Annotated in this window: 14 protein-coding genes; all 14 read right to left on the minus strand. The window is 73.3% G+C overall.

Translation table 11 applies throughout. The features are described from left to right. Positions 1-443: 443 nt before the first annotated feature. Positions 444-1,706, minus strand: coding sequence for a tyrosine--tRNA ligase (tyrS, locus tag ACPYOM_RS15345; RefSeq protein ID WP_481341064.1), 1,263 nt, complete (start codon positions 1,704-1,706; stop codon positions 444-446). Between the two features lie 100 nt (positions 1,707-1,806). After that, on the minus strand, positions 1,807-2,493 hold the full coding sequence (locus ACPYOM_RS15350; protein WP_481346622.1) for a DNA-3-methyladenine glycosylase: 687 nt from the start codon (positions 2,491-2,493) through the stop codon (positions 1,807-1,809). Positions 2,494-2,496: 3 nt separating this feature from the next. After that, positions 2,497-3,966, minus strand: a complete 1,470-nt coding sequence (gene argH / locus ACPYOM_RS15355) for an argininosuccinate lyase (protein ID WP_481341066.1) — start codon at positions 3,964-3,966, stop codon at positions 2,497-2,499. Between the two features lie 49 nt (positions 3,967-4,015). Continuing rightward, a complete protein-coding gene (gene argR / locus ACPYOM_RS15360; protein WP_481341067.1) occupies positions 4,016-4,501 on the minus strand; it encodes an arginine repressor in 486 nt (161 codons plus the stop codon). After that, on the minus strand, positions 4,498-5,694 hold the full coding sequence (locus ACPYOM_RS15365; RefSeq protein WP_481346623.1) for an acetylornithine transaminase: 1,197 nt from the start codon (positions 5,692-5,694) through the stop codon (positions 4,498-4,500). The genes argR and ACPYOM_RS15365 overlap by 4 nt, the downstream gene beginning before the upstream one ends. Next, the gene (argB, locus tag ACPYOM_RS15370) at positions 5,691-6,686 is read right to left on the minus strand and encodes an acetylglutamate kinase (RefSeq protein ID WP_481346624.1); all 996 of its coding nucleotides are present in this window, start codon (positions 6,684-6,686) and stop codon (positions 5,691-5,693) included. Before argB ends, ACPYOM_RS15365 begins: the two co-directional genes overlap by 4 nt. Beyond that, positions 6,683-7,861, minus strand: a complete 1,179-nt coding sequence (argJ, locus tag ACPYOM_RS15375) for a bifunctional glutamate N-acetyltransferase/amino-acid acetyltransferase ArgJ (protein WP_481346625.1) — start codon at positions 7,859-7,861, stop codon at positions 6,683-6,685. The genes argB and argJ overlap by 4 nt, the downstream gene beginning before the upstream one ends. Continuing rightward, the gene (gene argC, locus ACPYOM_RS15380; protein WP_481346626.1) at positions 7,858-8,898 is read right to left on the minus strand and encodes an N-acetyl-gamma-glutamyl-phosphate reductase; all 1,041 of its coding nucleotides are present in this window, start codon (positions 8,896-8,898) and stop codon (positions 7,858-7,860) included. The genes argJ and argC overlap by 4 nt, the downstream gene beginning before the upstream one ends. 43 nt (positions 8,899-8,941) lie before the next feature. Further along, the gene (gene pheT, locus ACPYOM_RS15385; protein ID WP_481346627.1) at positions 8,942-11,500 is read right to left on the minus strand and encodes a phenylalanine--tRNA ligase subunit beta; all 2,559 of its coding nucleotides are present in this window, start codon (positions 11,498-11,500) and stop codon (positions 8,942-8,944) included. A gap of 4 nt (positions 11,501-11,504) precedes the next feature. Next, on the minus strand, positions 11,505-12,614 hold the full coding sequence (pheS, locus tag ACPYOM_RS15390) for a phenylalanine--tRNA ligase subunit alpha (protein ID WP_481341073.1): 1,110 nt from the start codon (positions 12,612-12,614) through the stop codon (positions 11,505-11,507). 95 nt (positions 12,615-12,709) lie between these two features. Beyond that, entirely contained in the window at positions 12,710-13,837 is a 1,128-nt protein-coding gene (locus ACPYOM_RS15395; RefSeq protein ID WP_481341074.1) for a sensor histidine kinase, read from the minus strand. A gap of 13 nt (positions 13,838-13,850) precedes the next feature. Continuing rightward, positions 13,851-14,678, minus strand: a complete 828-nt coding sequence (locus tag ACPYOM_RS15400; RefSeq protein WP_481346628.1) for a TrmH family RNA methyltransferase — start codon at positions 14,676-14,678, stop codon at positions 13,851-13,853. Between the two features lie 37 nt (positions 14,679-14,715). Next, entirely contained in the window at positions 14,716-15,102 is a 387-nt protein-coding gene (gene rplT / locus ACPYOM_RS15405) for a 50S ribosomal protein L20 (RefSeq protein ID WP_481341076.1), read from the minus strand. 91 nt (positions 15,103-15,193) lie between these two features. After that, positions 15,194-15,388, minus strand: a complete 195-nt coding sequence (rpmI, locus tag ACPYOM_RS15410) for a 50S ribosomal protein L35 (RefSeq protein WP_481341077.1) — start codon at positions 15,386-15,388, stop codon at positions 15,194-15,196. Positions 15,389-15,495 lie beyond the last annotated feature (107 nt).

Here is a 15,495-nt window from a genome sequence, read left to right on the forward strand (position 1 = left end):
TTGACACGCTGTTGAGTTCTCAAGAATCAGACACACACCATCAACCACACCCACACACGCAGGCCCGGCCTCCGGGGCAACCCTTCAAACTTACCCGCTCCGGCGGACCCGGTCAACTCGGGCGCTGCTCCGTGGAGACGTGCACCCGGGCCTCACCAGGTCTCGGCGGGACCCTGTGAACGAGCCACCACCACGTGGTGTTCCGTCCATCGGGAGCCAGCCCCGGGACGGTCCAGCTTCGCGGTCGAAGTGCTCGATCGCGGTGGCGTCCGTTCCTCCCTGTCGGGCTGACGAAGAGAACAGTAGCCCGCCCCGTGGGCGGAACACAAATTCGTGCGCCCGGAAGGCGCCAGAAGGCCGGATCTGTCTGCCGCCCAAGAAGATCCGGGCCTCGGCGCACCTCTACGGGCCTGGTGCCGCCCCCGGTGGGGACCGGACGCAGGTCAGCCCGTGCGTCGGGCGGCGGCCAGGTTGCGGCGCCCGCGCTTGAGGACCGCCACGTCCCCGTGGAGGAAGTCGTCCTCTCCCAGCACGAGCTCGGGGTCGGACACCTTGGCGTTGTTGAGGGAGGCACCCCCCTCGGCGATCGCGCGGCGGGCGGCGTTGCGGGACTCGACGAGCCCGACGGCGACCAGCGCGTCGACCAACGACTCGCCGACCCGTACGTCCGCCGACGGCAGCTCGGAGGTCGCGTCCTTCAGCGTCGACGCGTCGAGCGCAGCGAGGTCGCCCTTGCCGAAGAGCGCCTCGGACGCCGCCTGCACCGCCTCGGTGGCCGCAGCCCCGTGCACGAGGGTCGTGACGTCGGCGGCGAGCACCCGCTGCGCCGCCCGGCGGAAGGGCTCCTCGGCGACCTGCCGTTCGAGCTCGGCGATCTCGTCACGCGTGCGGTCGCTCAGGGCCTTGAGCATCGCCACCACGGAGGCGTCCTCGACGTTGAGGAAGTACTGGTAGAAGGCGTAGGCGCTGGTCATGTCGGCGCTGAGCCAGACCGCGTTGCCCTCGGACTTGCCGAACTTGCGCCCGGTCGAGTCGACGAGCAGCGGCGTCGCCAGGGCATGGACCGAGGCGCCCTCGACCCGGTGGACGAGGTCCACGCCGGCCGTGATGTTGCCCCACTGGTCGCTGCCGCCGATCTGCAGGGTGCACCCGCGGCTGCGGTACAGCTCGAGGTAGTCCAGGGCCTGCAGCATCTGGTAGCTGAACTCGGTGTACGAGATGCCCTGGTCGCTCTCGAGGCGGCGGGCCACGGCCTCCTTGCGGATCATCTGGTTGACCCGGAAGTGCCGTCCGACGTCGCGCAGGAAGTCCAGCGCGCTCAACGGCGCGGTCCAGTCGAGGTTGTTGACCAGCTGCGCCGGGTTGTCGCCGTCGAAGTCGAGCAGCGGTCCGACGAGCTGCTGGATGCGCGCCACCGACGCCGCGATGGTGTCCTTGTCCTGCAGGACCCGCTCGGAGTCGGGCTTGGGGTCGCCGATGAGCCCGGTGGAGCCCCCGACCAGGCAGATGACGCGATGACCGGCCGCCTGCATCCGACGGAGCACCGACAGCTGGACGAAGTTGCCGAAGTGCAGCGAGGGCGCGCTCGGGTCGAAGCCGCAATACACCGTGATCGGCCCGTCGGCGAGGCTCTGACGCAGCGCCGCCTCGTCGGTGGACTGTGCCACCAGGCCGCGCCACTGCAGCTCGTCGAAGATGTCGGTCACGGGTATCGGTTCCTCTCGGTAGCGTGCGGGCCCGGTGCCCACGCGCACAGCCTGCCCTACGCCCACGGCCGGGGGCGAGCGGGTTGCCGCCCGTCCCACATCACGGCCGACGGCGCCGCACGACGCCGGGGCGGTACGCCGAGACCGTCGGCTCGTCGGCGAGCCAGAACCGCCACGGGAACACCTCGCCGTCGCCACCCGGGCCGCTGACGCCCACACGTGGGCCGGTGCGGATGCGCCCGGCATCGGTGGGCGAGACCGGTGCGCGCACGACGAGGTCGACCGGGTCGCCGATGGGGGGACGGCAGAAGTCGCGTCCGGTCTCGGCCGCGCCGAGAGCGAGAACCTGGCCGAGGCGTCCCGGTCCGCGCGCCCAGTCCCGCTCCCGCTGGCCGACGCGTCGGGCCGCGGCGACCTCGTGACCGGCGAGGACCTGCCCCGCCCGGAGCAGCACCGCCGACGCGGTCCCGTGGTCACCGGCGACGAGGTTGGCGCACCAGTGGTGGCCGTAGGTGAAGTAGACGTAGAGGAAGCCCGCCGGACCGAACATGACCTCGGTGCGCGGTGTCGGACCCCGGAAGGCGTGGGAGCCGGGGTCGACCTGCCCGGCGTACGCCTCGACCTCGGTCAGGCGCAGCGTGACGCCGGCGTGCGTGACCGTGCAGCCGAGCAGGGCGGGGGCCACCTCGAGCACCGGCCGCTCGAAGAAGGAGCGCGGCAGGCGCTCCCCCGCCCACGCGTCGCAGGAGGGCTCGGCAGGGGGCGTCGGCGTCGGGTCGGCACTCACCCGTCAGACGCTAGCCGCCGTCCACCCGCGGGCGGCGGTGAGGCGGTCGCGGGCCGCGGCGAGCTGCTCCGCCACCCGGACGGGCGCGGTGCCACCCACGGCGTCGCGCGAGGCGAGCGACCCCTCCACCGACAGCACGGAACGCACGCCCGGCGTGAGGTGCTCGCTGATCGCGGCGAAGTCCTCGTCGGTGAGGTCCCACAGCTCGATGTCGCGCTCCTCGCACACGCGGACGCAGGTCCCGGCCACCTCGTGGGCGACGCGGAAGGGCACGCCCTCCCGGACGAGCCACTCGGCGATGTCGGTGGCGAGCGCAAAGCCCTGCGGCGCGAGCGACGCGAGACGGTCCGTGTTGAACGTGAGGGTGGCCACCATGCCCGAGAACGCGGGCAGGAGGACCTCGAGGGTGTCGACGGCGTCGAACACGGGCTCCTTGTCCTCCTGCAGGTCGCGGTTGTACGCGAGCGGCAGCGCCTTGAGTGTCGTCAGCAGGCCGGCGAGGTCGCCCACGAGCCGGCCCGCCTTGCCGCGGGCCAGCTCGGCGACGTCGGGGTTCTTCTTCTGCGGCATGATGCTCGACCCGGTCGAGTAGGAGTCGTGCAGCGTCACGAAGGAGAACTCCTTCGTGGCCCAGATGACGACCTCCTCGGCGATCCGCGACACGTCGACGGCGGTCATCGCCGCGACGAAGGCGAACTCGGCCACGACGTCGCGCGAGGCGGTGCCGTCGATGGAGTTCTCGACCGCGCGGCCGAAGCCGAGGTCCCGGGCGACGGCCTCGGGGTCGAGGCCGAGGGAGGAGCCGGCCAGGGCCCCCGACCCGTAGGGCGAGGCGTCGGCCCGGGCGTCCCAGTCCCGCAGCCGGTCCACGTCGCGCAGCAGCGCCCAGGCGTGGGCGAGCAGGTGGTGGCTCAGCAGCACCGGCTGGGCGTGCTGCAGGTGGGTGCGCCCGGGCATCGGCACGCCGTGGTGCCGGTCGGCCTGGGCCACGAGCGCCTCGACGACGTCGAGGACCAGCCCTCCGACGACGCGCGCGCGCTCGCGCAGGTACATCCGGAACAGCGTCGCGACCTGGTCGTTGCGCGAGCGCCCGGCACGCAGCCGACCGCCGAGGTCCGTGCCGACGCGCTCGATCAGGCCTCGTTCGAGGGCCGTGTGCACGTCCTCGTCGTCGACGGCGGGCACGAAGGCGCCGGAGAGGACGTCGGCCTCGAGGCGGTCGAGGCCCTCGAGCATGCCGGCCAGGTGCTCGTCGGAGAGCAGCCCCGCTGCAGAGAGCACCCGCGCGTGCGCCCGGGAGCCGGCGATGTCGTGCGGCGCGAGGCGCCAGTCGAAGTGGGTGCTCTTCGACAGGGCGGCGAGGGCCTGGTCGGGCCCCCCGCTGAACCGGCCGCCCCAGAGGCTGACGCGGCCCTCGGCGCCCTCGCCGGCCTCGGCCTGCTGCGGCGTGCTGGGGGTGGCGTCGGTCGGCATCGGGTCCTCCTGGGAGTGGGTGGTGCGGGAACGGGGCGGCGCGACGCGGTCAGTCGCGGGTGCCGGCCAGGGCGAGCAGCCGGTCGGCGACCGCGAGGGCGCGCCGTGGGCCGTCGGTGACGATCATGATCGTGTCGTCGCCGGCGATGGTGCCGACGACGTCGGGGTCGCGCGTCTGGTCGATGGCCGAGGCGAGGTAGTTGGCGGCGCCCGGCGGGGTGCGCACAACGACGAGCTGGCCGGCGGCCGTCGCCGACACGAGCAGCTCCTCGCACGTGCGGCGCAGACGGGCTGAGGCCGAGTCGCCCAGCGACCCGACGGCGGCCACCTCGCCGCCCTCGCCGGGCACGGCGTAGACGAGGGCTCGGTCGCGGCGCACCTTCACCGCGCCGACCTCGACGAGGTCGCGCGACAGGGTCGCCTGCGTCACGTCGATGCCGTCGGCGACGAGCAGGTCGGCGAGCTCACCCTGGCTGTGCACCGGGTGCTGACCGAGCAGCTCGATGATGCGGCGCTGGCGCTGGGTGCGGCTCACGGCGCCGCCTCGCGCGCGGCGTCGAGGACGGCGGGCAGGTCGTCGAGGAAGCCCTGCAGCTCGGTCTCGGTGATGACGAGCGGCGGCGCCAGGCGCAGGGCCGTGGGGGTCACCGCGTTGACGATGTACCCGGCCTCCCGTGCCGCGGCCATCACCGCCGCGGACGGGACGCCGTCGAGCTCGACGGCCCGGAGGAGGCCACGACCGCGAGTCCCGCGCACGCCGGGGACGTCCACGGTGTCGAGGAGGGCACCGACCCGCCGGACGTTGCCCAGCAGGTCGTCACGCTCGATGGTGTCGAGCACGGCGAGCCCGGCCGCGCACGCGAGCGGGTTGCCGCCGAACGTCGTGCCGTGCTGGCCGGCCGACAACAGCGTCGTCACGTCGGTGCCGAAGGTGACGAGCGCGCCGATGGGCACGCCACCCCCCAGACCCTTGGCGAGCGTCATGGCGTCGGGGAGGATGCCGGAGCGCTGGTGGGCGAACCAGTCGCCGGTGCGGCCGATGCCGCTCTGGATCTCGTCGAGGACGAGGAGCGCGCCGTGCGCCGTCGTCAGCTCGCGGGCCAGGCGCAGGTAGTCGTCGCCCAGCTCGCGGACGCCGGCCTCGCCCTGGACCGGCTCGAGGACCACGGCGGCCGTGCGGGCGTCGACGACGGCGCGCAGGGCCTCCGCGTCGCCCGGCGGCACGAAGACGACCTCGGGGATGAGCGGCTCGAAGGGGGCCCGGTAGGCCTCCTTGTGCGTCAGCGCGAGCGCCCCGGTGGAGCGCCCGTGGAAGGCGCCCTCCAGCGCGACGATGCGCGTGCGCCCGGTCCGCCGGGACAGCTTCACCGCGGCCTCGGTGGCCTCGGTGCCGGAGTTGGCGAAGAAGACGCCGGAGCCCTCGGGCGCGCGGGAGAGCGCGAGGAGCCGCTCGGCGAGGAGGATCGCCGGCTCGGACGTGAAGAAGTTCGAGACGTGGATCGCCTGCTCGGCCTGCTTGGCGACGGCCTGGACGAGAGCCGGGTGCCCGTGCCCGAGTGCGTTGACGGCGATGCCGGACAGCAGGTCGAGGTAGCGGTTGCCGTCGACGTCGGTGACCCAGCAGCCGTGACCCGACGCGAGGACGAGCTGGGGCGTGCCGAACACCTGGACGAGCGCGCCGGCGTACCGGTCCAGCAGCTGCCGCCCCGTCTGGCCGCCGGTGCTCATGCCCCGCTCCCCTCGGTGTCGGCGGACGAGCGGATGTCGGGCAGGACCATCGTCCCGATCCCCTCGTCGGTGAAGATCTCGAGCAGGATCGAGTGCGGTGCACGGCCGTCGACGACGTGCGTCTGGGGCACGCCGCCCTCCACGGCGCGGATGCACGCCTCGAGCTTGGGGACCATCCCGGCATCGACGCGCGTCAGCAGCTCCCGCGCAGCGGTGAGGTCGATCGTCGACAGGAGCGAGCTGCGGTCGGGCCAGCTGGCGTAGATGCCCTCGACGTCGGTCAGGACGACGAGCTTCTCCGCCTGCAGGGCCACCGCGATCGCGGCCGCGGCCGAGTCGGCGTTGACGTTGAGCACCTGGCCCTCGACGTCGAGGTCGGGTGCGACGGTAGACACGACGGGCACGCGGCCGGCGTCGAGGATGTCGAGGAGCGCAGAGGGGTTGACGCTCTCGACGTCGCCGACGAGCCCGAGGTCGACCTCCTCGCCGTCGACGAGGGTGCTGCGGCGGCGTGCCCCGAGCAGCCCGGCGTCCTCGCCGGACAGGCCCACGGCGATGGGGCCGTGCTGGTTGAGCAGCCCGACGAGCTCGCGTCCGACCTGGCCGGTCAGGACCATGCGGACGACGTCCATGACCTCGGGCGTCGTGACCCGCAGGCCGCCGCGGAACTCGCTCTCGAGGCCCACCCGGTCGAGCATCGCCTTGATCTGGGGCCCGCCGCCGTGCACGACGACCGGGCGCAGGCCGGCGTAGCGCAGGAAGGCGACGTCCTCGGCGAAGGCCTTCTTCAGCGTGTCGTCGACCATGGCGTTGCCGCCGTACTTGACGACGACCAGGGCGCCGCGGAACCGCTCCAGCCAGGGCAGCGCCTCGACGAGGGTGGTGGCCTTGCCCGCGGCGACGCGCAGCGAGGCGGCGTCGATGAGTCCGCGCAGGTTGTGCTGGGCCGGGTTGGCGGGGCTTGCGGGGCTGGCGGCGCTGGTACGGGTCATGTGCTGTAGGCCGAGTTCTCGTGGACGTAGTCGTGCGTGAGGTCGTTGGTCCACACCGTCGCGGTGTCGGTGCCGGCGTGCAGGTCGACGAGCACGTGCACCTCGCGGGGCGTGAGGTCGACGAGGGACCGGTCCTGCCCGACGCCACCGGCGCGGCAGACCTGGACGCCGTTCATGGCGACGTCGAGCGCGGCCGGGTCGAAGGCAGCACCGGTGGTGCCGACGGCGGCGAGGACGCGTCCCCAGTTCGGGTCGTTGCCGAACACCGCGCACTTGAAGAGGTTGTTGCGGGCGACCGCACGGGCCACCTCGAGGGCGTCCTCGACCGAGGCGGCCCCCTGGACCTCGATCGCGATGTCGTGGCTCGCGCCCTCGGCGTCGCCGATGAGCTGGCGGGCGAGGTCGGAGCACACCGCGGTCAGGGCGCCCGTCAGGGCGGCGGTGTCGACGCGGACGCCGGAGGCGCCGGAGGACAGGACGACGACGGTGTCGTTGGTGGACATGCACGCGTCGGAGTCGATGCGGTCGAACGAGACGCTCGTGGCCGCGCGCAGGGCGGTGTCGAGGTCGGCCGGGTCGACGACCGCATCGGTCGTGACGACCACGAGCATCGTGGCGAGCGCGGGCGCGAGCATGCCGGCCCCCTTGGCCATCCCCGAGACGCTCCAGCCCTCCCCCCGGTGCGCGGCGACCTTGTGGACCGTGTCGGTCGTCATGATCGCGACGGCGGCGGCCTCGTGCCCGTCCGGGCTCAGAGCGGCCGCCGCGGCGTCGACCCCGGGCAGGAGCTTGTCCATCGGGAGCAGCTCGCCGATCAGACCGGTGGAGCAGACGACGACGTCGCCGGCCGACACGCCGACCGCTGCGGCCACGTGCTCGGCGGTGCGGTGGGTGTCGAGGAAGCCCTGGGCACCGGTGCACGCGTTGGCGCCGCCGGAGTTGAGGACGACGGCGTCGACACGTCGGTCGGCCACCACCTGACGCGACCACGTGACCGGCGCCGCCTCGACGCGGTTGCTCGTGAAGACCGCGGCGGCGTGGTGGTCGGGTCCGTCGTTGACGACGAGGGCGACGTCGGGGCGGCCGCTCGCCTTGAGCCCCGCGGTGACGCCGGCGGCGCGGAACCCCTGCGGGAGCCGCACGGGCGCCGGGTTGGGCGAGGCGGTGGCCGTCACGGGGCCACCCCCGCGACGGGCAGCCCGAGCGTCTCGTCGAGACCGAGGGCGAGGTTGGCGCACTGGACGGCGGCACCGGCCGTGCCCTTGGTGAGGTTGTCGACCGCGGAGACGACGACGACGCGGCGCAGCCGCTCGTCGACGGTCACCTGGAGCAGGACGTTGTTGCTGCCGACGACGCTGCCGGTCGAGGGCCAGGTGCCCTCCGGCAGCAGGTGCACGAACGGCTCGGACGCGTAGGCCTTGTCCCAGGCCTCGCGGACCGATGCGGGATCGGTGCCGGGCACGAGCCGCGCCGTGCAGGTGGCGAGGATGCCGCGCGGCATGGGGGCGAGCGTCGGGGTGAACGAGACGGTCACGGGGGTCCCGCCGGCGCGGCCGAGGTTCTGCTCGATCTCGGGAGTGTGCCGGTGCAGCCCGCCGACGCCGTAGGGCGACATGGCGCCCATGACCTCGCTGCCGAGCAGGTGCGGTTTGAGCGACTTGCCTGCACCCGAGGTGCCCGAGGCGGCCACGACGACGACGTCGTGCGGCTCGAGGATCCCCGCGGCGAAGCCCGGCGCCAGCGCGAGCGAGATGCCCGTCGGGTAGCAGCCCGGTACGGCGATGCGCGTCGCGCCGGCCAGTGCGGCGCGTTGCGTGCCGACGGCGAGCGGCAGCTCGGGCAGGCCGTAGGGCCAGGACCCGGCATGCGGGGTGTCGTAGAACGTGGTCCAGGCCTCGCCCGACTCGAGCCGGTAATCGGCACCGCAGTCGATGACGACGACGTCCTCGGGCAGGGCCGCGGCGATGGCCGCGGAGTGACCGTGCGGCAGGGCGAGGAAGACGACGTCGTGCCCGCCGAGCGTCTCCGGCGTCGTCGGCTCGAGAACCCGGTCCGCGAGGGGGGTCAGGTGCGGGTGAACGCCCCCGAGCCGTTCACCCGCACTGCTGGCCGCCGTGACGGCCCCGACCTCGATCTGCGGGTGCGCGAGCAGGAGCCGGAGGATCTCGCCTCCGGCGTAGCCGCTCGCACCCGCCACTGCTGCCCTGATCACGATGCATGACTATACACCGAGATGCATACTTCTGCATCCAGTGTCAGCGCTGGACGGCTCCCGTCGCCGCCGACGCCGCGGCGACCGCCGCGTCGCGGAAGGCGTTGACCTCCTCCGTCGTCAGCGTCCGGTCGGCGGCCCGGAAGGTGAGCCGGTACGCGAGGGACCGGTGACCGGGCTCGACGTGCTCGCCCTCGTAGACGTCGAACAGCGCGATCGACTCGAGCGCGTCGCCCGCGCCCGAGCGCAGCGCCTGCTCGACGTCGGCGGCCGCCACGTCGGCGGCCACGAGCAGCGCGACGTCGGTCAGCGCCGGCGGGAAGGTCGAGAACGCGGCCGCCTGGACCGGCTCCTCGCTCGCAGCCGTCAGGACGTCGACGTCGATCTCGGCCGCCACCGTTCGCGCCGGCAGGTCGAGGGCCGCCAGCACCTTCGGGTGCAGCTCACCCGCATGACCGACGAGCGTGCCGTCGGTCAGGGTGATCCGGGCGCACCGCCCGGGGTGCCATGGCGCGTGGTCGGCGTCGTTGGCGACGTGGACGGGCACCGCGAGCGCGGACGCGACCGCCTGGACGGCCGCGACCATGTCGCTCCAGTCGGCGGCGCGGCCCGGGCCCCACCACCCGGCGGGCTCGGCCTGCCCGGTGGCGACGACGGCGGCCCGACGCGGCTGCGGCGGCACGGCGGCATAGAGGTCCTCGAGCGTCGCGTCGTCCGGACGCGCCCCGACCGCCGGCACCGGTGCCTTCGCGAGGGGGCCACCCGGCCGGAAGACGAGGCCGACCTCGTAGAGGGCGACGTCCTTGTGGCCGCGGGCGACGTTGCGGCGCAGCACGTCGACGAGGCTGCCGAGGACGGTGGTGCGCAGCAGCGGCCGCTCCTCCGACAGCGGGTTGGCCACCCGCACGGCCTGGCGGCGGTCGTCGTCGGCCGGCAGGGCGAGCTGGTCGGACAGCTCCTCGGCGACGAACGGGTAGCTGAGCACCTCGGTGTACCCGGCTCCGGCGAGCGCGTCGGCGACGAGCCGGCGGGTGCGCTGGGCGTGGGTCAGGCCTCGACCCCGGGAGGGTGTCGGCGTCAGGGACGGGATGTTGTCGTACCCGTCGATCCGCGCGACCTCCTCGGCGTAGTCGGGCGCGTCGACGAGGTCGGGACGCCACGACGGCGGCGTGACGAGCACGTGGACCTCGTCGGCGCCCTCGCCCTGATCGTCGACGACGCAGCCGAGGTCGCGCAGGATCTGCACGACCCGCTCGCGCGGGTACTCGATGCCGACGATGCGTCCCGGCTCGGTGACGTCGAGCAGGTAGGGCTCGCGGTCCGTGGTCGCGTCGAGGTCGGTGACCCCGGCGTCGAGGGTGCCGCCACCGAACCGGACGAGGAGGTCGACGGCCAGCTGCGCCGCCGCCGCCGTGACCTTGGGGTCGACGCCGCGCTCGAACCGCTTGGACGCCTCGGTGACGAGGCGGTGCCGACGCGAGGACCGCGCCACGGTGGTCGGGTCGAAGTGCGCGGCCTCGACGAGGACGTCGGTCGTCGTGGCGTCGACCTCCGAGGAGGCCCCGCCCATGACGCCGGCGATGGCGAGCGGGCGCTCGCCCGAGTCGGTGATGAGCAGGTCCTCGGGCGACAGGGTGCGCTCGACGTCATCGAGGGTGCTCAGCGACTCCCCCGCCCGGGCCCGGCGCACGACGATCGGGCCGTGCAGCTTGGCCAGGTCGTAGGCGTGCAGCGGCTGCCCCACCGCGAGCATGACGTAGTTGGTGACGTCGACCGCGAGCGAGATGGGCCGCATGCCGACCTGGGTCAGGCGCCTCTGCATCCAGGGCGGCGACGGGCGGGTCGGGTCGATGCCGCGGACGACCCGAGCCACGAAGCGGTCGCAGCCGACGACGCCCTCCAGCGGCTCGTCGTCCTCGACGCGGACCGGGTGGCCCGCCTCGTTCGCCGCGGGCACCGGCACCGCGGCGGGGTCGCGGAAGCCCCCGGCCGGGCTGCCCTGGCTGTGCCAGAACTCCCGGGCCAGACCCCGCACCGAGAAGCAGTAGCCCCGGTCCGGCGTCACGTTCGTCTCGACGGTCTCCTCGGCCAGGCCGAGCAGGGCGATGGCGTCGTCGCCCGGTCGCACCTCAGCGGCTCGCTCGGCGCCGAGCAGCCGCTCGAGCACGATGATGCCGCTGTGGTCGTGGCCGATACCGAGCTCGTCCTCCGCGCAGATCATGCCGTTGGACACGTGGCCGTACGTCTTGCGCGCGCTGATGTGGAAGCCGCCGGGCAGCGTGGCCCCGGGAAGCACGACGACGACGAGGTCCCCGACCGCGAAGTTCTCGGCGCCGCAGACGATCTCCTGGTGCTTGCCCTCGGAGACCATCTGCCCGTTCTGGCCGACGTCGACGGTGCACCAACGGATCGTCTTGCCGTTCTTCTGCGGCTCGTCGACGAAGTCGAGGACGCGGCCGACGACGAGCGGGCCGGTGATGTCGCCGCCGTGGAGGTCCTCCTCCTCGAGCCCGACGCTGACGAGACCGGCCGCGACGTCGGCGCCGGTGGCGCCCGCGGGCAGGTCGGTGTACTCGGCGAGCCAGGTCAGTGGCATGCGCATCGGGTCAGGCCCCCATTCCGAACTGCTGCGAGAAGCGGACGTCGCCCTCGACCATCTCGTGCATGCCCTGCACCCCGTGACGCAGCATCAGCGCGCGCTCGATGCCGAGCCCGAAGGCGAATCCCGAGTAGACGTCGGGGTCGATGCCGCACGTGCGCAGCACCTTGCGGTTGACCATGCCCGACCCGCCGAGCTCGATCCAGCCGGAGCCACCGCACGTGCGGCACTGCTGCGGGGTGCCCCAGGTCTCGGCCCCGTGGCAGGCGAAGCAGAGGAAGTCGGTCTCCATGCTCGGCTCGGTGAAGGGGAAGTAGTTGGCGCGCACCCGGGTGCGGGTGTCCTCGCCGAACATGATCCGCACGAACGCGTCGAGGGCGCCGCGCAGGTGGGCCATCGTCAGGCCCTTGTCGATGGCGAGGCACTCGATCTGGTGGAAGACCGGGGTGTGCGTCGCGTCGAGGTCGTCCGTGCGGAACACCTTGCCGGGCGCGACGACGTAGATCGGCGGTTCCTGCTCGAGCATCGTGCGGATCTGCACCGGCGAGGTCTGGGTGCGCAGCACGAGGCCCGAGTCGACGGGGTCGAGGAAGAAGGTGTCCTGCATCTGCCGTGCCGGGTGGTCCGGCCCGAGGTTGAGCGCGTCGAAGTTGAGCCACTCGCTCTCGAGCTCGGGCCCCTCGGCGACCTCCCAACCCATCCCGACGAAGGCGTCGACGAGGCGCTGGGCCGTCAGCTCGATGGGGTGGCGCGCGCCCACCGGACGCCGCACCGCCGGCACGGTGACGTCGACGCGCTCCTCGACGAGGATGCGCTCGTCACGCTCGGCCTCGAGCTGGACCTGCCGCGCGGCGACAGCCTGGGCGATGCGGCCGCGGGCCTGCCCGACCCGCTTGCCGGCCTCGGCCTTGGCGCTCGGTGGCAGCGCCCCGATCTCGCGGTTGGCCAGCGCCAGGGCGCTCTTCTCCCCCTGGTGGGCGGTGCGCACGGCCTTGAGGTCGTCGAGCGAGCCGGCCGCGGCGATCGCGGCGAGGGCCTCCTCGACCGCGGCGTCGACCTGCACCGGGTCGAGGGCGGAGACCTCGACCGGGTCGTAGTTCGTGTTGGGTCCGGACATCGGCGTGCGTGCTGCTCTCGCTCGGGGGGTCGCTTCTGGGCTGCCAGTCTAGGGGCGGCGTCGAACGGGTTTCCGCGCCGTCCCGCGGGGCCGCGTCAGGGCCCGACGACCGCCGGCAGACCCGCAGGCAGGCGCACGACGAACCGGGCCCCGCCGGCCTCGTTGTCGGCGACGTGCACCGTCCCGCCGTGGGCCTCGACGAGCCCACGCACGACGTAGAGCCCGAGGCCGGTGCTCGCGTTCGAGGGGCCGTGCCAGAACCGCCCGAACACCTTGTCACGGTCGGCCGGCGCGATGCCGTCACCCTCGTCGTCGACGTGGACGACGAGCGACTCGACCGTCTCGTCGCGGGGTGCCCCGTCCCTCTCGAGGGTCACGGTGACCTGCCCGGCGCCGTGCCGCAGGGCGTTCTCGATGAGGTTGAAGAAGATCTGCTCGAGGCGGTCGACATCGGCCCACAGCTCCGGCAGCCCGCGCTCGCTGGCAGTCGGGCCGAGGCGCAGGGCCACGGCACCGGGTGCCCGGCCGACCTCGTAGCGTGCGACGTGGCCGCGCAGCAGGGCCTGCAGGTCGACGGGGCCGAGCCGCAGGTTGAGGCTGTCCGAGTCGAGCCGCGAGATGTCGAGCAGCTCGGTGATGAGCCGGGTCAGGCGCGTCGCGTCGGACTCGATCGTCTCGATCATGAGGCGCTTCTGCTCGTCGGTGAACCGGTCCCACCGCCGCAGGAGGCTGCTCGTGAAGCCCGTGACCGACGTCAGCGGCGCCCGCAGCTCGTGGGCGACGGTCGACAGGACCGTCGCCTGCTCTCGCTCGGCGCGCTGGCGGGCCTCGGCGTCGCGCAGACCGAGCATGATCCGCTCGATCGTGCCGCCGCCGTCCCGGACGTAGCGGGCCGTCACGAGGACGTCATGGCCTGCCGGGGCCACGAGGAGCTTCTCGCGGTGACCCGTGCGTGACCCCAGCCCGCCCCACGGGTCGGTGTGCTCCCACCAGGGCCGGCCGTACTTGTCGGTGAACGGCAGACCCTCGTCGAGCGTCCGACCGGTCAGCTCGTCGGGCGTGCACTCGAGGATGCGCGCCGCCTCCGCGTTGACGAAGCGGATGCGACGGTCGGGCCCGACGACGACGAGACCGTCCGGCAGCAGCTCGCCCATCAGGGCGACGGGGGCCAGGGCGTCGGCGGACCGGGGCAGCTGGTCGCCGGAACCGTCGACGCTGGTCATGGAGCGAGGATAGTCACGGGCGGCGCACCGGTGCCGGGTCAGCGACCTGGCGTCGGGCCTCGGCCGACGCGTAGAGGCACACCGTGGCAGCCATCGCGAGGTTGAGCGACTCGGCCGCACCGTAGATCGGCACGCGGACGACGTCGTCGCAGGCGTCGCGAACCTCGGCCGGCAGGCCCCAGGCCTCGTTGCCCATGACCCAGGCGTGGGTGCGGCGCAGGTCGGCGTCGTGCAGCAGCGTCGGGCCGACACCGTCCGCGGCGAGCAGCGCCACCCCGCGGGCGCGCAGCTCCGAGATGACCTCGGTCACCGGCACCCCGACCACGACGGGCAGGTGCCACAGCGAGCCGACGGTCGAACGGACCACCTTGGCGTTGTAGACGTCGACGCTCGCGTCGCTGACGACGACGGCGTGCGCGCCGGCCGCGTCCGCCCCGCGGATGACGGTGCCGGCGTTGCCGGGGTCGCGCACGTTGGTCAGGACGCAGACGAAACCGCCGTCGGGGACGCGGCCCAGCGCGTCGGACAGCGGCACGTCGACGGTCCGGCACACGGCGGCGAGGCCCTGCGGGGACTCGGTGTCCCCCATGGCGGCGAGCACCTCCGGGCTGACCTCGTGCACCCGGACCTGTGCGGCGCGCGCGGCTTCGACGATGGCCCCGTGGCGGTCGGCGGCCTCCGGTGTCACGTAGACGTCGCGGACGGTGTCCGGGCGGTGGTTGACCGCCTCGCGGACCGCCTGGGGGCCCTCGGCGAGGAACTGGCCGGTGCGCTCACGGACCGAGCGCCGGGACAGCGCCCGCACCGCCTTGACCCGATCGGATCGGGGGTTGGTCAGCACGGGGTGTCCCGGCGCTCGGGTGCGCTGCGGGGGACGCTCAGGCGGCGTCGCCGGCCTTGTCGGCCGCGGCGGGGACGTTGGCCCGCGAGAGCTCGACGAGGGCGGTGAAGGCCGGCGCGTCGTTGACGGCGAGGTCGGCGAGGATCTTGCGGTCGACCTCGACCCCGGCGGCCTTGAGGCCCTGCATGAACCGGTTGTAGGTCATGCCGTTGGCGCGGGCCGCGGCGTTGATGCGCTGGATCCAGAGGCGACGGAAGTCACCCTTCTTGGCGCGACGGTCACGGTAGGCGTAGCCCAGCGAGTGGGTGACCTGCTCCTTGGCCTTGCGGTAGAGACGCGACCGCTGACCGCGGTAGCCGCTCGCGCGCTCGAGAACGACGCGACGCTTCTTCTGGGCGTTGACCGCCCGCTTCACGCGTGCCACGTGAACACTCCTTCTTTACTTGAACACACTTCGGTGTTGCTGGCGTGACCGAGACGACCCGGCTGCTCAGCTGATGCTGTGGGGTCCCGGCTCACTTGCCGAGGAGCTTCTTGACCTTCTTGGCGTCGGGAGCGGCGACCTCGACGTCGCCGGCGATGCGGCGGGTGTAGCGCGAGGACTTGCGCTCGAGCAGGTGACGGCCGCCGGCCTGCTCACGCATGACCTTGCCCTTGCCGGTCAGGCGGAAACGCTTCTTCGCACCGCTGTGCGTCTTCATCTTCGGCATGGTGGCCGATCTCCTTCGTGTTGCGTGCGTACGTGAGGCGTACGTCGTCCGTGGTGCGGCGGGCTCGGGGCTGTCTCTTATACACATCTGACGCTGCCGACGACGGA

The sequence above is a fragment of the Monashia sp. HAY1-2A genome, assembly GCF_056755315.1.

Coding starts and splice junctions, on each gene's coding strand:
- argH (WP_481341066.1), bottom strand. CDS start 3,966: ATGCCGACCGACGCCACCCCCAGCACGCCGCAGCAGGCCGAGGCCGGC.
- argB (WP_481346624.1), bottom strand. CDS start 6,686: ATGACCCGTACCAGCGCCGCCAGCCCCGCAAGCCCCGCCAACCCGGCC.
- rpmI (WP_481341077.1), bottom strand. CDS start 15,388: ATGCCGAAGATGAAGACGCACAGCGGTGCGAAGAAGCGTTTCCGCCTG.
- ACPYOM_RS15365 (WP_481346623.1), bottom strand. CDS start 5,694: ATGAGCACCGGCGGCCAGACGGGGCGGCAGCTGCTGGACCGGTACGCC.
- pheS (WP_481341073.1), bottom strand. CDS start 12,614: ATGTCCGGACCCAACACGAACTACGACCCGGTCGAGGTCTCCGCCCTC.
- ACPYOM_RS15395 (WP_481341074.1), bottom strand. CDS start 13,837: ATGACCAGCGTCGACGGTTCCGGCGACCAGCTGCCCCGGTCCGCCGAC.
- pheT (WP_481346627.1), bottom strand. CDS start 11,500: ATGCGCATGCCACTGACCTGGCTCGCCGAGTACACCGACCTGCCCGCG.